The organism is Nitrospirillum guanabarense, assembly GCF_034653355.1.
In the GTDB taxonomy this organism is placed as follows: Bacteria; Pseudomonadota; Alphaproteobacteria; order Azospirillales; family Azospirillaceae; genus Nitrospirillum.
Genome location: NZ_JAYEER010000003.1, coordinates 780,013 through 798,969, shown reverse-complemented (window position 1 = coordinate 798,969; position 18,957 = coordinate 780,013). Strand labels below are relative to the sequence as shown.

The window sequence follows — 18,957 nt, the reverse complement described above, 5'->3', positions numbered from 1 at the left end:
TGATTGTTGTAACGCCCCAAGGGGTTAAGGCAGGCCGCCTCAAAAAAGCGCGCTGCTTCAACCTTGTTGACGAGGCTAACAGAGGCCAGGACGCCTGGAAACGGCGCGATACAGTTCCGTTACAAATCGGATGCATTATCCGATGTGCCTTCGATCACCAGCCGCCCAACGTCGCGACTTATCTGGGCGTGCGGCTCAGGCTTCCAGATACAGCATGGCCAGCTCACCGGCGGTGGTGAACTGGCGAAAGCCGGCGCGGAAGGGGTCCGTGCCCGTCACCTGCTCCAGCGCCACCAGCAGGGTGGCGAGGTCCAGGCTGTCGAAGGGCAGCCCGCCGTCCAGGAACCGTGTCTCCGGCCCGAAGGATCCGGTCCAGGCCTCGCCCTTGTCGGCCAGGATCTTCAGGACCTCATTATGGATCAGCGCGAGCATGGCGCCCTCGTTCAGTCCGATCGTGCTCATGCGTGGAACTCCGTCAGCAAGGCGTTGACCCGCGTGGCCGCCTGGGCCTGGGGCATGTGGCCGACGCCAGGCAATCGATGCAGGATGATATGGGATGGGATGGCGCCTGCCTCCGGCGGCGGCACGATATCGTCGGCCTCGCCCCAGATCAGCTGCAGCGGCGGCAGCGGCTGGGTCCAGTCGAACTGCCGCGGGGCGGCGTCGATGTCGGCCACCAGCCGGTCCAGCAGCCGGGTCAGCGGCCCGCGCGTCAGGGGATCGGCCAGGCGGGACAGGAAGGCGCGAGCCAGCACGTCGCGGTTGGGCGGGGCCCCCGCGAACAGCCGGTCGATCAAGGCGCGGGCCTGGTCCAGGGTCTGCAGTGTGCACAGCGCGTGCAGGAAGGCCGCATCCACCCGGCTGCCCAACCCGGCGCAGGCGATCAGGCTCATGCGGCGCAGCCGGTCCGGATGGCGTTCGGCCAGCAGCAGGCTGACCCTGCCGCCCATGGAATGGCCGATGATGTCAGCCTTGTCCACGCCGGCGGCGTCCATCAGCCGCACCACCCAGTCGGCGACACCCCCCAGGCCAGACGGCACGTCCAGGGTGGAGGCGCCATGGCCCGGTAGATCCACGGCCAGCACCCGGCGGCCGGGCGAACCCGGCGTACCCTTCACCAAGGCCTGGATGTTGAACTGCCAGGACAGCGCGTCGCCGCCGAAGCCGTGGATCAGCACCAGCGGCGCGGCGCCTGTGTCCGTCGGCCCCCGGTCGACGGCGGCGCCGGGGCCGCCGGCGAAGCGCAGCACCCGGCGGCCGGCCAGCAGCCGTTCCGGCTCAGTCCCCGAACTCACCGGGTCAGGCCGTGACGTGGTCCGACACCAGGGTCAGCAGGTCGTCCACCGTCTTGGCCTTGGCCAGATCCTCACCCGCCACCACGGTGTTGAACTTCTCGTCCACCAGGGCGATGAAGCTGATGACCGCCAGGCTGTCCCAGCTGTCGATCCCGTCCAGCGTTTCGCCGCCCTTAAGGGTGCCGGGGTCCAACTCCAGCATCTCGTCCAGCGCCGCCAGGAATTCGTTCCGGTTCATCTCTTCTTTTCCTTTCAAGCCAGGGGCTTCTGCACCACGTCGCGGTTCAGCAGCACCCAATCGGGGTGTCGGCGCAGCACATCCAGACAATCGGTCCAGGTGAAGTGCGGCTTGGCCGGCAGCAATTCCTCAAGCAAACGGCGGACCAGTTGGAAATCCTCCACCGTGTCCACGCACCAGCGTTGCGGCCCCATCTCCACCGGCGCGGGGCCGGACGGCGGCAGGGAGCCCAACCGGAACCGCCCCGGCCGGCGATAGATGAAGGGCGTCACATGCTCACGCTCGAACGGTTCCCTCGCCTCTTGCCACGCCGCCTGCAAGGCCGTCATTGACATGGCTTCAGCATCCAGGCCGCGCGGATAATGGCCGATGTCGACCGAGGCGTGGTCCAGGGGTGGGTCGGCCGCCAGGAACAAGGTCAGCAACTGGTCGATCAGGCCGGGGTCGATCAGCGGGCAGTCGCCCGTCACCCGCACCGCCACATCGGCCCGGTGGGCAAGGGCGGCCCGGCAAAAACGATCCAGCACGTCATGCTCGCTGCCCCGGAAGACAGCCACGCCCAACGCGCGGCATTCATCGGCGATGGCGTCATCGGCCGGGCCGTCGCTGGTGGCCACCACCACCTCATCCAAAAGGGTGGCGCGGCGCAACCGTTCCACCTGGTGCGCCAGCAGCGTCTTGCCCGCCACGGTCAGCAGCACCTTGCCCGGCAGGCGGGTGGAGCCCATGCGCGCCTGGGTGACGCAGACGACCCGGGGCTTTTCCGTCGTCACGGCTGGACCATGCCCCAATCGAGCGGCTGGCCGGCCTCGATGTCGCGGGTGGCGCGGGCGCCCAGCACCTGGTCCAGGTGCTTGGGCGCCAGCCCCAGGCCGGGGCGGACGGAGCGGACATTGGCCGGCGTGAACGCCTCCCCCGCCTTCACGGGGGATGAGACGTAGAGGGAGCGGCGGAAGGACCGGCCGCCGGCCTCCGACGGCTTCACGGCATAACCGATCTGGCCCAGGGCGGCATGGGCCACACGGCAAGCGTCGGCCATGGCCTTGAATTCCCCCGGTTCCAGGGAGAAGGAGGCGTCGACCCCGCCCTCGGCCCGCGACAGGGTCAGGTGCTTTTCAATGACCACCGCGCCCAGCGCCACCGCCGCCACCGGCACGGCGATGCCATGGGTGTGGTCGGACAGGCCGGTGGGCACGCCGAAGGCCTGGGCCAGGTGGGGGATGGTGCGCAGGTCGCACTCCTCCGGCGGGGTGGGATAGCCGCTGGTGCAGTGGAGCAGCACGGGATCGGGCGTGCCCGCCGGCGCCGCCTCGCGCGCGGCCGTCACGGCGTCATCGATCTCACCCAGGGTGGCCATCCCGGTGGAGATGATCAACGGCTTGCCCTTCGCGGCCGTGTAGCGGATCAGCGGCAGGTCCACGATCTCATAGGAGGCGATCTTGAACGCCGGCGCGCCCAGCCTGTCCAGCAGATCCACCGCCGTGGGATCGAAGGGGGAGCTGAAAAGGGTGATGCCGACCGAGGCGGCATGGGCGAACAACTGGGGATGCCAGGCCCAGGGGGTGTGCGCCTCCTCGTACAGCTCATGCAGGCTGCGGCCGTCCCAGGGGCCGCCGTGGATTTGGAATTCCGGCCGGTCGGATTTCAGCGTGATGGTGTCGGCCGTATAGGTCTGCAGCTTCACCGCGTCCGCCCCCGCCGCCTTGGCGGCGTCGATCAGACGGATGGCGCGCTCGATCTCCCCTTTATGATTGCCGGACATCTCGGCGATCAGATAGGGCGCCTGGCCGGCGCGGAAGGTGAGGCGGGCGGGATCGGACATGGGCGCGGACCCTCAGGCGGAGGCGGATTGCTTACAATGCTGTGACCCTTGATAGCACCGAGCGGGGGGCGGCTGGAATGGGCGCTGCGCGGAATGGCGGCCGGCCCGCCCCCGAATTCCACCACTGGATTCGCCATCGCCCAAAGAAGTTGCTTAATACGCAACAGTTGTCGTGCTAAGTTGTGAATCGTATCACCACTCGCCTTAAGGGTCGTATCATGACAGCGGACCATTCGGGCTTTGAAAGCGAAAGCGCCGGCGCGCGGAACCTGATCAGCCGGAAGCCGCGCCATTGGCCGTATCGGCTGGCTGGCGAGTTGCTGCGCCTGCGGGCCGAGGGGTTGCGGCAGCGGTGGGCCAGGGGTGCTCATGGGCGGGTGGTTGAAGGGACGTCGTCGGTCAATGAGCTCTTGCTAGCGGAATTCGCGACGGCGATCACGAACGTGACAAACGCGCTCAACACCCAGCTGGTGGCGAGTTGGCAGCCGCCCACCAATGCCGGCACGCCCCGGGCCATTCAGGCGGCCTGTGACGCCGTGGCCGCCGCTGCCCTGACGGCCGTCGCCTGGGGCGAGAAAGTGCGGGCCCTGCCCGCGTCGCCACTGACGGACGCCGTTCGCCCGCTGCTGCTGGAGCAGGTGGAGCACTTTCTGGATGAGTTGGAGGCCATTCCCAAGAGATTCTCGGGCTTGGCCCTGGCGCTGACCTTCGGTGGCCCGTCCCGCCTGCGCATCACCTTCGCTTCGCCCCGAGGGTGGAAGCGACGGTTTCACGCCGCGATGCGGCGCGCGAAATCCCAGATCGTGCGGGAGGCCCTGGCCGCGATGCGCGCCCGGTCGACCGCCTGAGCCACCGAATTTCCGGACGTACAGGGTTGACCGTACGGGCTTGCCTGCGCGCGGCCTTGATAGCACCCTGATGGGGATGGGTTGGAACGGTCGAGGCCACCATGCCGTCAACGTCCCTGGAAATCAATCAAGGCGATCTTTCCGCCATCGACAGCCTGATCGAGGCGGCACTGGAGGAGATGCGGCGCGACGATGACCGCACGCCGGCCCTGCTGGCCTTGCAAGGCATGGGCACGCCACAGGGACTGGCCCGCATCCTGGACCTCAGCCGATCACCCGAGCCGATGCGGCGGCGTCTGGCAGCCGTCGTCCTGGGGCAAATACATGCCCCCGGCCAGCGCGGCGACGGGCGCGCCTTTCCCGAACCGGCGTGCGACGCCCTGCTGCATCTGCTGGAGGATGGTGACCCGAGCGTCATGGTCGAGGCCATCTTCGCCTTGGGCCATCTGGGCAACCGGCGCTGCGACCCGGCCCTGGCCGCCCGCCACCATCACGAAGATCCACATGTCCGCTACGCCATCGCCTTCGCGCTGTGCGGCAGCACCACCGCCGCGGCGGTCGAGACCCTGCTGGCGCTGATGGAGGATCCGTACGACCAGGTACGGGATTGGGCGACCACGGGCATCGGCCAATGCGTGGAACTGGACGGCCCCGACATCCGCGCCGCCTTGCTGCGCCGCATTGGGGATGAGGACGTGTTCACCCGGGCGGAGGCGATGCATGGCCTGGCGCGGCGGCGGGACGCGCGCGGGTTGTCGCCCCTGATCACCGCGCTGGGCCATGAACACCTGATGCCCCACCTGTTCGTCGACGCCGCCCTCGCCTACCTGGGTCTGGCGGAGGAGGCGGACATCCCGGAAGGGGAACTGCTGGCCCGATTGCGGGCGCTGCTGGAGGGCGAGGCCCCTTAACCGGCGGTGCGGGCCACGTCCAGGCCGGCCAGGTCGTGCATGCGCAAGAGGCCCAGCACCTTGTTGTCCGCGTCCACCACCGGCAGGACATAGACCTGGGAGGGGCTTTCCATCTGGGCCAGCGCCGCCATGGCGGTGGTGCCGGTGCGGCAGGTGCGGGGCTTGGGCGTCATCAGGGCGCGGGTGTCACGATCCAGCAGATCCTTGCCGACACGGGCCAGGCCGCGGCGGATGTCACCATCGGTGATGAGGCCCAGCAGGCGATCGTCGGCGTCCACCACCAGGGCGGCGCCGGCGGGGTGGCGGGTCATTTCCAGCAGGGTTTCCAGGATGGGCCGGTCGGGGCCCACCAGGGCCACATGATCCGGAGCCCGGGCCATCAGGTCATCGACATAGGCGCCCAGCACCACGCCCAGGGTGCCGCCGGGATGGTTGCGGCCGAAATCCTTGGCGGTGAAACCCTTTTCCGTCGCCACCGCCACCACCAGGGCGTCGGCGAAGGCCAGCATGGCGGTGGTGCTGGCGGTGGGCAGCTTGGTGTCCGTCGCCTCGGACTCCACATGCACCTTCAGCGTCCAGTCGGCCATGCGCGACAGGGTGGAGGGCACGCGCCCCACCATGGCCGCCACTTTCACGCCGCGCGGCTGCGCCGCCTTGGCCACGTCAACCAGTTCCTGGGTCTGGCCGCTGTTGGACAGCAGGATCAGCAGGTCGCCCTCGCGCAGCAAGCCCAGTTCGCCATGCAGGCTGTCGATGGCGCTGTAATAGAAGGCGCGGGCGCCGATGCTGGCCAGCTTGCTGGCGAACTGCCGCGCCACCAGCCCGGACTTGCCGATGCCGGCCACCAGGGTGTTGCCGTGTTCGCCGCAGATGTGCTCGACCACGTTCAGGAAGTCGCCGTCCAGCGCCTCCACCTGATGCAGGACGGCGTTGGCCTCGATGCGCAACAGATCGGAAGCGGCGGCGAGGACGGCGGCGCGGTCTATGGTCATGGGAATGGTATCCATTACCTTGGGATGGCCGGCAGGCGCCGGCGAAATTTGGGCACGGGTGTAACGCAAAGCGCAAGAACCCACCACGCGCCAGATCACACCGGCTGCCGTGTGTCACGGGTATGGTGGGCATTTACGGCGGCGGACCGCCATGCCGCTATTCCACGTCGAACCCGATAGGCGGCAGTCGGGTCCGCGCCCGTGCCGCCATGCGGGCGTACGCGCTTTCCAGCCGACGGCAGAAAGCGGCGGTGTCGAAGGGGCCGCCGGGCAGCGTCCTGGCTGCGGACAGGCGGGCGCGTACGTCCGCAAGGCGCGCAGAATCCCTCGCCAAATCCAGCGCCGTGGCCTCGTACGCTTCCAGGCTGTACGTCACCAGATCCGGTAATCCCAGGGCCGTCAGCAGGCTGGCGGCCACCCGGGAAATGAAGGGTTCACCTGTCCGGGTCAACACCGGCAGGCCGGCATAAAGCGCGTCGGCCGCCGTGGTGTGGGCGTTCACCGGATGGGTATCAAGGAACAGGTCGGCGCAGGCGTGACGGGCGAGATGATCGGCCATGCGCCCCTTGGGCAGGGCCGGCGCCACCACCAGCCGGGTGGGATCGATGCCCTGTTTTGCCAGCATCGCCAGCAACGCAGGCAGCGCGGGGCCTGGGTCCAGCAGCCATAGCACCGCCCCGGGCACGGTCGCCAACAGCCGCGCCCAGCAGGCGACGACATCGGGTGTCAGCTTATAGGCGGCGTTGAAACACGCGAAGACCAGGCCGTCGGCCGGCAAGCCCCAGTCCGCCCGCGACGGTGGCGGACCGAGGGGCCGGTCGGCGTCGTTGGCCTGATAGCAACCCGCCAGACGCACCACCGCCTCGTCCCAATAGGCCGCGCGGTCGGGCGGCAGCACCACGGCGTCGGCCAGCACATAATCGATCCCCGCCCCCCGACCCAAGGTGCCCGGATAGCCCAGGTACTGGACCTGCACCGGGGCGGGGCGCAGCAGGGTGATGCCGGGACGGCCGCCTTCGGTATAGCCCTTGAGGTCCACCAGGATGTCCACGCCAGCGGCCCGGATGGCGTGGGCGGCGGCGCGGTCGTCCAGGCGGGCCAGATCGATGAAGCGGTCGGCCCCGGCGCGCAAGCGCGCCCGCATGGAACTGCCGTCGTCGGGCCCATAGGAAAAGGCGGTGACCGCCACCGCCGCGCGGTCGTGCCGTTCCAACACGCCGGCCATCAGATAGGCGGTGGGGTGCTGGTGCCAGTCGGCGGAGAGATAGCCAACGCGCAACGGCTGGCCGGCGGGCCCCGGGCTGGCCGGCGGCAGGGGCGGCCCGGCGGCGCGTGCCACGGCCGCGGCGTGCAGGCGGGCCGCCCGCTGATGCCAGGCCTCGTCCACATCCAGGCACAACACGGCGAAGGGCGGGGCGCTGTCGTCACCAGCCTCCAGCGCCGCCAGGAGGTCCGGTGTCCGCGCCGCGACCTCGTCCCAGCGACAGAGGCGGGCATCCAGATGGAGCAGGTGGGCCAGCGCCCCCGCCCGCCGGCTGGTGCCATGTGTCAACGCCGCTTCGAGACAGGGCCGCGCCTCCACGTCGCGATGCCGGCGCTGCAGCAGCGTGCCCAGGTTCAGCCAGGCGTCGGCCAGGTCCGGCCGCTGGGCCGTCAGCGCCTGGTACTCCGTCTCCGCCGCGTCCAGCCGGCCCTGGTCCTCCAGGACGGAAGCGAGGTTGAAGCGGGCGATAGCCTGTGACGGATCGGCATCGACAGCGGCGCGCAGCACGCCTTCGGCTTCCGCAAGACGGCCCAGGCGATGCAGGGCCACGCCCAGGTTGGCGGCGGCCGCGCCATGAGCCGGCTCCAGCGTCACCGCCCGTTCCAGGGGCGTCAGCGCCTCCGCCGGGCGGTTGAGGTTCAGCAGCAGGGTGCCAAGCGCGAAGGTGGCGCCAACATGGGATCCGTCACGCGCCAGGGCGGCGCGGAACGCGGCCTCCGCCGCGGACGTCCGGCCCAGCGCCGCCCGCAGGCGTCCCAGGTTGGTGAGGATTTCCGCATCCGGTCGCAGGGCGGCGGCACGCGCCACCAATCCCTCACCCGCCGCCGGATCCCCTTGCTGGCCGCGCAGCACGCCCAGCAGGTGCAGGGCATCGGCCTGATGCGGTTCCGCCGCCAGCACCTGGGCGTAAAGATCCGCCGCCTCGTCCAAGGCGCCCGCCTGATGGCGGGCCACCGCCTGATGCAACGGCGTCATGGTGGCGGGGTGGCCAGCCAGGCGCCCAGCCGGGCGGTCAGGCGGGACAGCGGCGCGCGCCAATCCCCCATCTCTTCCTGCCGCAGCTGTACCAGGCTGGGATACCAGGGGCTGTCCACCCGCCCCTTCTGCCAGCGCCAGCAACCATCATAACGGTTCAGCAGCCAGACGGGGCGGCCCAGCGCCCCGGCCAGATGGGTGATGGAGGTGTCGACGGTGACGACCAGGTCCAGGTTCGCCGCCAGGGCGGCGGTGTCGGCGTAGTCCGCCAGCTCCGCCGTCCAGTCGATAAGTCCCAAGGCCGCGGGTGCGGCGGGGCCGCCCTTCTGCAGGCTGACGAAGGCCGCCTGGTCATGGAAGCGCGCCAACGGGCCCAGCAGCGCCGGATCCAGGCTGCGCCTGGGGTCGACCGGGTTGCCCGGCGCGCCCGCCCAGCACAGGCCGACGGTCCGCCGCCCAGCCGCGATGTTGTTCAAGCGCGCACGAAACGTCGCCACCTGGGCAGGATCCGGCGTGAGGTAGGGCCCGGCCGGCGCCAATTCCGCGGCGCTGGTCAAACCCAGGCGGCCTGGCAGGCTGAGCAAAGGGCAGTAAAAGTCATAGGTGGGCAGCGAGGGAGCCGCCGTCGACACCGCCTGAGCCACGCCCGGGGCCGTGGCCAGCAGGCGCACCAGTTCCGGCTGGCAGGCCAGCACAACCCTGGCGCCCCGGGCCGCCAGGGGGGCGATGAAACGGGCGAACTGCAGGCTGTCGCCCCGGCCCTGTTCGCTGTGCACCAGGATGGTGCGGCCGGCGGGATCGGAACCGTTCCACTCGGCGCCGGGCGGGCGGGCCAGGACGTGGCCGGCACGGTCCCGGCGCGCCTCGAACTGGGGCCAGCCGGCGGCATAATCGCCAGCCATCAGCAGGGCGACCGCCAGATCCCAGCGCGCCTCGCCCCCCCGTTCGCCCAAGGGCTGGCCGGGAGCGGGCGCGGTCACCTCCACCGCGCGGCGCAGCAGGCTGAGGGCGCGGGGCAGCTGGCCCCGGTCGGTCAGGGCCACGCCCAGGTTGATCAGGGTGACGGCATGGTCGGGCGCCAGGGGCAGCGCCCGTTCCAGGCAGGCGATGGCGGCGGCCAACCGGCCGGTGGCGTGCAGCACCCCGCCCAGGTTGGCCATGGCGTCGACATGACCAGGATCAATGGCAAGCGCCTGGCGATAGGCTTCTTCTGCCAGATCGAATCGGCCCTGCGCCTTCAGCGCCGTGCCCAAATTGCTGCGGTAGGTGGGATTGTCCGGAACGATGGCCGCCGCCAGGGTCATGCTTTCGGTGGCGCCGTCCAGGTCGCCCTGCTGGATGCGGGCGAGGCCCAACAGGTGCAGGGCCGCGTGGTTGCGGGGTTCGGCGTCGAGAATGCGGCCATAGAGCGTCACCGCCGCGTCCAGCCGGCCGGCGACGTGATGCTCATAGGCAGCGGAGAGGGCTTCGGTCACACTGGCCATGGCGGCAGAATGGGGTTTCCCGGGCGCCGGGACAAGGCCGGTTTGGCGTGGATGTTCAAGGTGGTGGCGGCATGACGGACAGGTTGGACGCGATGCGTGCGGCGGTGGGGCCGCAAGACTACGGCGCCACCAGCGCGGCGGCGGAGACACAGGCGCTGTTCGCCCGCCTGTGGCACTTCGTCGGTTTCAGGGATGAGCTGGCCGCGCCCGATGGCTATCTGGTGCGCACCATCGCGGGCGTGCCGGTGGTGGTGCAGCGCTTCGACGACGACATCCGCGCCTTCCGCGACGTCTGTTCCCACCGCCATGCCCGCCTGCACAGGGCGGAGTGCGGCCATGGCCCCCTGCGCTGCCCCTATCACGGCTGGACCTACAATCGCGAGGGTGTGCCGGTGGGCATTCCCGGCAACGACCCCTGCTTCCAGCTGGACAGGACGGACAAGACCGCCCTGGCGCTGACCGGGTACGAGGTGGCGTCGCGGGGCCGTTTCGTTTTCGTCCGTCTCACCCCCGGCGGCCCTGGTCTCGACACCTGGCTGGGCCCGCTGGGTAAGTGGCTGGACGCCGTGTCCGACGGCTTCGCCGCCCCCTTCGACCAGGCGCCGCTGGACTGGCGGGCGGACTGGAAGGTGGGCATGGAAAACGTGCTGGAGGTCTATCACGTCGATGCCGTGCACCCCGAAACCTTCCGCACGGTGACGGAAGGGGCGTGGGTCTGCGCCGAGCACGGCCGCCACAGCACCGGCACCATCGGCCTGACGGCCGAAACCCGCCGCTGGTGGGAGGGCGTGGCCAAGCGGCTGAAGCTGACGCCGCTGACCGCCTTCACCGACTATGACCACGCCATCATCTTCCCCAACCTGGCCATCGGCCTGACCGCCGGCCTGATGGCCAGCGTACAGACGTACGAGCCGGTGTATGCGCCGGATGGCGCGGTGCAGCCCGGCCGCTGCCGTCTGCGCTATCGCCTGTCGCTGGCCCGGCGGCAACCGGGCGCCAGCGCCGCCGCGCGCCAGGGCGTGGAAGGGCACCTGGCCGATTTCAACCGCCGCCTGCTGGCGGAGGACCAGTCGGTGGCGGAGGCCGCTTGGGCCGGCGGCCAGCAGGCCGACCGACCCGCCCTGCTGGGTCATAACGAGGGGCGCATCCGCGCCTTTCACGCCGCCTGGCTAAAGGAGATGGGGCGTTAGTCCCTAACGCCGCTGCGCCGCGATCCAGTCGGTCACCTGGTCCTCCAGCAGATCCAGGGGCAGGGAGCCTGAGAGCAGCACGGCGTCGTGGAAGGCGCGCTCGTTGAAGCGCCCGCCCAGCGTGTCCTGCGCCCGCTGGCGCAGCTCCAGCAGCTTCAGTTCGCCGATCTTGTAGGCCAGCGCCTGGCCTGGCCAGCCGATGTAGCGCCGCAACTCCGTCTCTATATTATGCGGCGCCAGGGCCGTGTTGTCGGCGAAGCAGGCGCGGGCCTGATCCAGGGTCCAGCGCTTCCAATGGATGCCGGTGTCGGCCACCAGGCGGCAGGCCCGCCACATGTCGAAGGACAGGCGCCCGAACCGTTCATAATCATCGCGGTAGATGCCCATCTCCTCCCCCAACTGTTCGGAGTAGAGTCCCCAGCCCTCGCCATAGGCGTTGAAATAGGCGCGGCGGCGGAAGGGCGGCAAATCCTCCAGCTCGCCGGCCAGAGAGGTCTGCAGGTGATGGCCCGGCACCGCCTCATGCAGGGCCAGGGCCGGCAACTCATAGAGGGGGCGCTGGTCCAGTTTGCCGGTGTTGACCATGAAACCGCCGGCGATGCCCTTGGCGGCGTCACCGGGGAAATAACGGCCGGTGGTGTACGTGTCCTCGATATCGCGCGGCACCTCGCGTACACCATAGGTCAGGCGTGGCAGGCGGCCGAAATGGGCCGGCAACTGGTCATCGATGCGCTTCACGATCTCCGACGCCTTTTCCAGCAAGGCCTGGCGCGTGGTGACATAGAAGCGCGGGTCGGTACGCAGGAAGGCGAGGAAGCCCTTGAAGTCACCGCTGAAGCCGGTGCGGCGGATCAGTGCCTCCATCTCACCCTTGATGCGTGCCACCTCCTTCAGGCCGATGTCGTGCACGGCATCGGGCGTCAGGGGGGTGGTGGTATGGTGGCGCACGGCCCAGGTGTAATAAGCCTCCCCATTCGGTAGATCACGCGCCGCCAGGCTTTCGGGCGCCGCCGGACGGTATTCCCGTTCCAGGAAGGCGACGAAGGCGTGTTGGGCCGGGCGCACCTTGTCGGCCAGCAACTGGCGCGCCCGCGCCCGCCAGGCCGGGGCTTGGTCGCCGGCACCGGCGAAGAGCGACAGCAGACCATCCTCGTCCAGGGGCATGTCCGCCTGCTTGCGCGCGATCTCCAGCACGGCGTCCACGATCAGGCGCGGCTGGACAAAACCGGTGGCGATGCCGCGCCGGGCGTTGGCGATGTTGGCGGCGTAATAGTCGGGGGCGGCGTCCAGGCAGGCCAGCCAGGCCTCGGCCTCCGCTTGGGTGTGGACGTGGGTGCGGTTGGCGGCATAGGTCAGGGTGGCGTAGAAGCCGCTGTCGCTGTTGAAGGGCATGCGGTCCTGGTCGAAGGCCATGCCCGCCAGCCGGTCCTCCGCATCCCAGCGCATGAAGCGATAGGTCAAGCGGTCGGCTGGCGCCAAGCCGGCGGGATCGACCGCGCCCAGTCGCTGGACGAAAGCCGCCATGCGCCGGCGCCTTTCCTCCGCCGCCTCAGGCCTGACGTCGGGCAGGCAGCGCCCATCCTCTTTCCGGCCCTGGAGCAGCGCGTCATAATCGGCGACCAAGGGCCCCAAGGGGGCTGAACGCGCCTGGGCCGTCAGCGGCGCCAGCACCGCCATCGATATCAGAAGAAAAACCGCCGCCTTGCCCATGCACCATCCCCTCCCGCCTTCCCATCAGCAAAGGCGAAGCGGTCGCGTCGGGCAAGCCTGACGATGGGCACGTGGGCCGGAGCTAAACGGCCACAGGCGCCTGGGCGCCGGTCAGCTGGGCGTACAGCGCCCCCACCTTGGCCATCTGCACCTCGGGCCGGAAGCGGGTGAGGTCCACGGCCGGGGCGATGACCCGGCCGTTCAGCGCCGCCAGCAGCGTCTCGGCCATGGCGGGCGCATCCTCGGGCGGGCACAGGAAGGGATAGTCGGCACCCAGGATTTCCAGCGGCCCGCCAGTGCGGGTGGCCACCAGGGTCACGCCGGCGTCCGCGTATTCCAGCAACGTCAGGCCGAAAGGTTCGTGACGGGAAGCGACGACGCCCAGATCGAGGGCGGAGAGATAGCGCCGCACATCGGGGCGGAAACCCGCGAACACCACATGATCGCCCAGGGCCAGCCGCGCCACCTGCTCACGCAGGGCCGCCATCTCCGTCCCCTGGCCGAACAACACCAGGCGGGCATCGGGCCGGTGGGTGCGCAGGCGGGCGTAGGCCGCCACCAGCACGTCGAACCCCTTGCCCAGTTCCAGCCGGCCCATGCCGCCGATGACCGGCACGTCCTGCGGCAGGCCCAGGGCCCGGCGCGCCGCCGCCCGGCTCAGCGCCCCGCTTTGCGGCAGCACCCAGTTATGCACGGTGACGGAGCGGTCGCGCGCCCCCGCCGGCATCATGTGGCCCTGGTAATCGGCGATGCGGATGATGCCGTCGAAGCGATCGTGCAGGCCGGCGCGGAAACCGTTGTGCAGGGTGACGACACGGGGGCAGCCCGGCCGGCACCGCAGCACCCGGCGGGCCGCGGTGTTGAGGTGGGCATGGACGATATCGGGGCACAGGGCCAGCAGTTTCCAGAACAGCGCGGCGGTGCGCATGCGCGCCGGCAGCCATACGACCGATACGCGCGGATCCAGCGACTCCGCCAAATGGCGGGCGCCGACCCCGCCATCCTCACCCGGTCCCAGGATGACCATCACCTGATGGTCGTCCGCCTGGAACTCCGCCAGCTCCATCACATGCTTTTCCGCCCCGCCGAACCCGTGGGGGATGATGACATGGGCGATGCTGGTCACAGCCGCCGCCAGGGGCGGGATCAGGCGCCGGGCCGCGCCACGACCGGCGGGAGCATCTGACAGGGCGATGGAGGACATGCCGGCGCACTTCTCCCCTACGGGTTGGAAAAGTTCTGCGGCTGGCGGGACAGGCGATCGAAGCGGCGGTGCCGGTCTGCCCCCGGGTACCGCCAAGATGCTTGTTTGTTGCTTCGGCGCGCCCCACCCGTCGCCCACAGAACGGCAACTGTTCCGTTATACGCCGGGGAAGGTGCTAACCTGTCGCAGGGCTGTAATATAGAGGCCCAGAAGGGGTATGCGACGAGAACCCCCCTTCGCGCCGCTGCTCATGGCCGATCAGTTGTCCGCGACAACATGCCAGGCGCCGTCCGGCTGCTGGCACGCGGTGCCGTAAGCCTGCTGCGTCTGGCCGCCTATGGTCACGTTCTGCTGGAACTCCCGGCAGTACTGGCCCTCGGCGGTGTGGCCGTCACGCAGCGTCGTGACACTGCCGCTGGCGGGGCCGTCGTTCCACATGATGGGCTGGCCCACCGGCGCCATGGTGGCGCGAATCTGGGCGTCCTCCAACGCCCGTTGCTGCTGTTCCGCCAGGCTGTCCAGCAGCGTCAGGGTGATGGCGGTCAGGCCCAGCCAGCGGTAGGCCTCTTCATCCCGGTAATAATGACCATAGCCGGCGTAATAGACGCCGAAAGGCCGCAGCACGACCACGTCGCGATACACGTGGCGGCGGTATTCCGGAACGATGACCGGCCCCCGGCCATAGATGAAGACGTCATGCTCCCGGAAGTGGCCGTAGTGCGGCGCCCAGGGGCCACCGCGATGGCCGTCCCCCCGATGGTCGTCCCAACGGTGATGGTCATCCCAGCGCTCCTGGCCCAGGGCGGGGATGGCGGCGGTGAAAGCTATGGTGGCCGCCAAGGCCAGGGAACCGAGGGCGTGGAACGGAAGACGTCGCATATGGGAATTCCTGTTCATCGAAAACAGCATGGCCCCTGCGGGGGCCGTCACAGCCAAACGGCCAGGCGGGTTGATAGAAGACTGCCACTGCGTCCGATTTATGGCCGGTCGCGGGCGGGATCAAGCGGCAAGCCGTTGTGTGGGGTGAGTGTAAACGTCGCGTGCGGCGCCGGTTCAATCGCTTCCAATAGTGTTCCAATTATGGAACGCGGAATGCCGACAAGCCCAACTACCGCCAAAATCGTTCCAGAAATATAGTTCAGACATCAAGCACGACAGGAACCCGGCCCCGAGCCCCCGCAGCCCCGCCGCTAGGACCCGACGCCAGGAAAGGAGACCGATGATGACCACGCTTTGCCTCGATTGCGCCACCCGTCCGGTTCCGGCCCTGCCCAGCCGCGCCGCCATGGTCGATACCCTCGGCCGCCGCGCCCGTACCCTGCTGCCCGCCCTGCTGGCCCTGACCGGGTTGTCCTTCGACCAGATGGTCGTGCTGCGCGCCGGCCTGGACATGGTGCTGCAAACCACCCGCAACGGCCGCTTCCACTGAACCCTGCGCGACCGGGCATCTTTCCCCGAGTTGCGACTTCGGCGTCGCACCGGCGAAGCGGCTTGATCGTTTATCCAATATCCATCGCCATTCCCAGGCGATCCGCGGCTTTCAGCCCACCCCTTCCCGCAAATCCTGCCTAAAGAATCCGCTGTCTGCCGCCGTGATGGGCGCTAGCCGGAAGGACAGGGCATGACCTGACCATATGGTCAGTTTTTTTCTTTGTCCGTCCCCCGGACTGTCACACAGTGATCATCAAGATTTCCTATGACCGCACGAATATCCAACCGGCCTGATGGGGGCTTGGGAGGGCGGTGTCTGCGGTCAGGGGAACGGGACGGGGACGAACCCCGCCCGGTGTATGGGGGAATGACGCGCCCAGGCCTCTACCAACCGCATCTGGAAGGGACGGAGCCATGGTCGCCGTGACGACAATGCCTACAATCATGCGGAATACCGGCATGCGGAACACTGGCATGCGAAACGCCGGCCACACCCGGCGGAGCAAGCGGCGGCTGGGCTTGGCCGCGCGCCTGGGCTTGGCCTTTGGCGCCATCATCCTGGCCATGCTGGTCATCACCGGCCAAAGCTGGCTGACCTATGCCCGCGTGGACAGCACGCTGAACGGCATCGTGGACGTCACCCTGCCCCGGCTGGACACGCTGGACGCCCTGACCCGCGCGGCCGAGGGACTGGCCGGCACCTCCATGGACGCCTCCATCGCCACCACGCATGAGGAAGCGCAGGCCACCCGCAAGGCGCTGACCGTCGCGGAAAAGGCTTTCAACGACGCCCTGCGCCAAGCCAACGCCCAGCTGGGCCAGACGCCGCAGCTGGATCAGCTGCGCGTGCTGGGTGGTCGCTTTTCCGCCCTGCTGCAGGTGCTGAACGGCGCGGAAGACGCCCGCTGGCGCCTGCGCCAGGCCGTGGCCGATCAGGAAAAGACGGCGGCCGAGGCCGATGCCCAGGCGCAAGGCGCGCTGATGACGTCCTTGGGCCGCGGCCCCAGCCCGGCGGTCCTATCCGCCCTGGCCGAAGTGCGGGCCTTCGGTGGCCTGCTGGCGGCGCCGGCCACGGCGGGTGAAGACCCGGCGGCGGCCAAGGCGGCCCTCGCCGCCGCCCTGCGGCACTTGCGTGCCACCGTGGCCGGCCTGCCGGCGGACACGCGCGCCATCGTGACCGCCAGCCTGGACGTGCTGACGCGCGCGGCCTTGGGCGACCCCGCGCCCGCCATCCCGGGTTTCGGTGAGGTCACCGCCGGCGGTCTGGCCGTGACGAAAAGCCGCCTGGCCGACGCGCAGGACCAGAGCACCAGCCTGCTGCACCAGAGTGCCGCCATCGCCGCGCAGGTGCAGAAGCTGGGCGCGGAACTGGGCGCCCAGACCCAGGCCGAGGTGCGCACCAAGGCCAAGGCGCTGGAGGATGTGGTGTCCCTCGCCCGCGGCCTGCTGGTGGCCTCGGGCCTGGCCGGCGTCGCCATCGCCGTGGGCGTGGCCGTGTTCTATGTCGGCCGCAGCATCGCTGTCCGCGTCGCCAACCTGTCGCGCAGCATGCTGGCGTTGGCCGGAGGCGACCTGGATGTGGAAATCGATACCCGCGGCAGCGATGAGATCGCGGAGATGGCGCGCACCGTCACCGTCTTCCGCGCCAACGCCGTGCAGGTACGCGAGCATGAGGCCCAGCTGGCCGCCGAGCGACGGGAGGCGGCGGAGAAGCGCCAGGCCGCCATGTCGGCCATGGCCGACGGTTTCGAACAGTCGGTCGGCGGCATCATCGCCGCCCTGGTGGACGCGGCGGCGCAGATGACCGCCCTGTCGCAGAGCATGGGCCAGTCGGCCGACGCCACCGCCGAGCAAGCCAACACCGTGGCCATGTCCAGCGAGGCGGCGTCACGCAACACCCAGACCGTGGCCGGCGCCACCGAGCAGCTGTCCCTGTCGGTGCAGGAAATCAGCGGCCAGTTGCAACAGGCCATCAGCATCTCGCAACGCGCCAATGAGGAGGCCGGCGGCGCCGCCGACATGGTGGAGCGCCTGACCGGTGCCGCCGAGCGCATCGGCAGCGTCACCCGTCTGATCGACGACATCGCCGGCCAGACCAACCTGCTGGCGCTGAACGCCACCATCGAAGCCGCCCGGGCCGCCGCCGCCGGCAAGGGTTTCGCCGTCGTGGCCAGCGAGGTGAAGAGCCTGGCGGGGCAGACATCCAAAGCCACGGGCGACATCGCCGGCGAAGTCGCCGCCGTGCGCAGCGCCGTGGGGGCCGTGGTCGACTCCATCCGGCAGATCGGCGGCACCATCGTGCAGCTGAGCCAGGTGTCCAGCACCATCGCCGCGGCGGTGGAGGAGCAGAACGCCGCCACCGCCGAGATCAGCCGTTCCATCAGCGAGGCGGCCCTGGGCGTGGAAGAGGTCAACAGCACCATCGGCCGGGTGCACACCGCCGCCCTGTCCACCGGCGAATCGGCCGGCCAGGTGCGTGCCAGCGCGCAGGGGCTGGCCGACCAGGCGGCCCGCCTGGATGAGGCCGTGCGCCGCTTCCTGGGGCAGGTCCGCGCCACCGAAGCCGCCGCGTGAGGAGAGACACCATGGTTCGTATCGCCCTTGCGGCCGCCCTGTTCGCCAGCACCGCCAGCATCGCTGGCGCCGCCCCCTTCAAACCCTGCGTGATTTATACCGAGGCCGGAAAGTTCGATAAGAGTTTCAACGAGATGGCCTATGACGGTAGCCAGACCTTCGCTCAGAAGACTGGTGTGGCTGTCGCCGAGTTCGAGCCATCGGGCGAGGATGCCTACCCTGGCGCCCTGCAATCCGCCGTCACCGCCGGCTGCACCGACGTGGCGCTGATCGGCTTCCGTTTCCAGACGGCGCTGACCGCCTTCGCACCCCAGCATACGGACGTACGCTTCACCCTGTTCGACGGCGTGGTGCCAGGCGCGAACGTGTCATCGGTCCTGTTCGCGGAGAATGAGGGCTCCTATCTCGTCGGCGTGGCGGCGGCCCTGGCCAGCAGGAGCGGCACGGTGGGTTTCATCGGCGGCATGCCTGCGGCCGTGATCGAACGTTTCGAAAAAGGCTATGCCCAGGGCGTTAAGGATACCCGGCCCGATGCCACGGTGATGACCGGCCTGGTGGCGGCCGACCCCAAGGGCTTCTCCGACCCCTTCGCCGCGTCGGAGATCGCGCGCGACATGCTGCGCCATGGCGCGGACGTTCTGTTCCCCGCCGCCGGCGTTTCAGGCCTGGGCGCCTTGGACATCGGCCACGCCAAGGGCGCCTTGGGCGTCGGTGTCGACAGCAACCAGAACTATCTCTACCCCGGCCACATGCTGACCTCGATGGTCAAGCGCCTGGACGTGGCCATCGCCCGCGCCTTCGAGGACGGCCGCAACCAGACCTTCAAGTCCGGCATCACCCGCCTGGGCCTGAAGGAGGGCGGGGTGGACGTGGTGGTGGACGCCGACAATCGCGCCGTCTGGACCCCGGCCATCGTCGAGGCCGTGGCCCGCGCGCGCCAGGCCATCGTCAGCGGCCAGGTGAAGGTGGCGAGTCCCAGTTAGGTTGCCCTGCGGGCGCGGGCACCCACCCCTTGCCAT

The 18,957-nt window shown here is 69.5% G+C and carries 17 protein-coding genes; 6 read left to right on the top strand and 11 right to left on the bottom strand.

Annotation, left to right across the window (positions count from 1 at the left end):
* Window positions 1–195: 195 nt before the first annotated feature.
* The 5 genes from UAA55_RS13035 to pseI are packed head-to-tail and all read right to left on the bottom strand — an operon-like array spanning window position 196 to window position 3,355.
* A complete protein-coding gene (locus UAA55_RS13035; RefSeq protein WP_322953243.1) occupies window positions 196–462 on the bottom strand; it encodes an acyl carrier protein in 267 nt (88 codons plus the stop codon).
* Window positions 459–1,295, bottom strand: a complete 837-nt coding sequence (locus tag UAA55_RS13030; protein ID WP_322953241.1) for an alpha/beta fold hydrolase — start codon at window positions 1,293–1,295, stop codon at window positions 459–461. Before UAA55_RS13030 ends, UAA55_RS13035 begins: the two co-directional genes overlap by 4 nt.
* A gap of 4 nt (window positions 1,296–1,299) precedes the next feature.
* A complete protein-coding gene (locus UAA55_RS13025; protein WP_322953239.1) occupies window positions 1,300–1,533 on the bottom strand; it encodes an acyl carrier protein in 234 nt (77 codons plus the stop codon).
* A gap of 14 nt (window positions 1,534–1,547) precedes the next feature.
* Window positions 1,548–2,306, bottom strand: coding sequence for a glycosyltransferase family protein (locus UAA55_RS13020; protein WP_322953237.1), 759 nt, complete (start codon window positions 2,304–2,306; stop codon window positions 1,548–1,550).
* Window positions 2,303–3,355: a pseudaminic acid synthase gene (gene pseI / locus UAA55_RS13015; protein ID WP_322953235.1), complete on the bottom strand. Its 1,053-nt coding sequence runs from the start codon at window positions 3,353–3,355 to the stop codon at window positions 2,303–2,305. Before pseI ends, UAA55_RS13020 begins: the two co-directional genes overlap by 4 nt.
* A 218-nt stretch (window positions 3,356–3,573) precedes the next feature.
* Here pseI and UAA55_RS13010 point away from each other — a divergent pair, with 218 nt between their 5' ends.
* Together UAA55_RS13010 and UAA55_RS13005 are read left to right on the top strand one after the other, a co-directional pair.
* Window positions 3,574–4,203, top strand: coding sequence for a hypothetical protein (locus UAA55_RS13010; RefSeq protein ID WP_322953234.1), 630 nt, complete (start codon window positions 3,574–3,576; stop codon window positions 4,201–4,203).
* 101 nt (window positions 4,204–4,304) lie between these two features.
* The gene (locus UAA55_RS13005) at window positions 4,305–5,114 is read left to right on the top strand and encodes a HEAT repeat domain-containing protein (RefSeq protein WP_322953232.1); all 810 of its coding nucleotides are present in this window, start codon (window positions 4,305–4,307) and stop codon (window positions 5,112–5,114) included.
* Here the strand turns inward: UAA55_RS13005 and UAA55_RS13000 are convergent.
* From UAA55_RS13000 to UAA55_RS12990, 3 genes are all read right to left on the bottom strand, one after another.
* The gene (locus tag UAA55_RS13000; RefSeq protein WP_088873952.1) at window positions 5,111–6,106 is read right to left on the bottom strand and encodes a KpsF/GutQ family sugar-phosphate isomerase; all 996 of its coding nucleotides are present in this window, start codon (window positions 6,104–6,106) and stop codon (window positions 5,111–5,113) included. The two genes, UAA55_RS13005 and UAA55_RS13000, sit on opposite strands and share 4 nt — an antisense overlap.
* A 157-nt stretch (window positions 6,107–6,263) precedes the next feature.
* A complete protein-coding gene (locus tag UAA55_RS12995) occupies window positions 6,264–8,345 on the bottom strand; it encodes an O-linked N-acetylglucosamine transferase, SPINDLY family protein (RefSeq protein ID WP_322953229.1) in 2,082 nt (693 codons plus the stop codon).
* Window positions 8,342–9,829: a tetratricopeptide repeat protein gene (locus tag UAA55_RS12990; RefSeq protein ID WP_322953228.1), complete on the bottom strand. Its 1,488-nt coding sequence runs from the start codon at window positions 9,827–9,829 to the stop codon at window positions 8,342–8,344. Before UAA55_RS12990 ends, UAA55_RS12995 begins: the two co-directional genes overlap by 4 nt.
* Window positions 9,830–9,900: 71 nt before the next feature.
* Between UAA55_RS12990 and UAA55_RS12985 the strand changes: the two genes are divergently transcribed.
* Complete coding sequence (locus tag UAA55_RS12985; protein ID WP_322953226.1) at window positions 9,901–11,019, top strand: aromatic ring-hydroxylating oxygenase subunit alpha; 1,119 nt, start codon at window positions 9,901–9,903, stop codon at window positions 11,017–11,019.
* Between the two features lie 3 nt (window positions 11,020–11,022).
* Here the strand turns inward: UAA55_RS12985 and UAA55_RS12980 are convergent, their stop codons facing one another.
* From UAA55_RS12980 to UAA55_RS12970, 3 genes are all read right to left on the bottom strand, one after another.
* Entirely contained in the window at window positions 11,023–12,729 is a 1,707-nt protein-coding gene (locus tag UAA55_RS12980) for a DUF885 domain-containing protein (RefSeq protein WP_322953225.1), read from the bottom strand.
* Between the two features lie 82 nt (window positions 12,730–12,811).
* Entirely contained in the window at window positions 12,812–13,933 is a 1,122-nt protein-coding gene (locus tag UAA55_RS12975; RefSeq protein WP_322953224.1) for a glycosyltransferase, read from the bottom strand.
* Window positions 13,934–14,191: 258 nt separating this feature from the next.
* Window positions 14,192–14,812, bottom strand: a complete 621-nt coding sequence (locus tag UAA55_RS12970; RefSeq protein ID WP_322953222.1) for an RT0821/Lpp0805 family surface protein — start codon at window positions 14,810–14,812, stop codon at window positions 14,192–14,194.
* 340 nt (window positions 14,813–15,152) lie between these two features.
* On the opposite strand from UAA55_RS12970, the gene UAA55_RS12965 reads away from it, so the two are divergent.
* The 3 genes from UAA55_RS12965 (at window position 15,153) to UAA55_RS12955 (ending at window position 18,921) form a co-directional block, all read left to right on the top strand.
* Window positions 15,153–15,362 (top strand): hypothetical protein, encoded by a 210-nt coding sequence (locus tag UAA55_RS12965; RefSeq protein WP_322953221.1) that lies wholly within the window; start codon window positions 15,153–15,155, stop codon window positions 15,360–15,362.
* Between the two features lie 476 nt (window positions 15,363–15,838).
* The gene (locus UAA55_RS12960; RefSeq protein ID WP_322953220.1) at window positions 15,839–17,938 is read left to right on the top strand and encodes a methyl-accepting chemotaxis protein; all 2,100 of its coding nucleotides are present in this window, start codon (window positions 15,839–15,841) and stop codon (window positions 17,936–17,938) included.
* Between the two features lie 11 nt (window positions 17,939–17,949).
* Window positions 17,950–18,921 carry a BMP family lipoprotein gene (locus UAA55_RS12955; protein WP_322953219.1) on the top strand — a complete coding sequence of 324 codons (972 nt, stop codon included), beginning with the start codon at window positions 17,950–17,952 and terminating at the stop codon, window positions 18,919–18,921.
* Window positions 18,922–18,957: the final 36 nt, after the last annotated feature.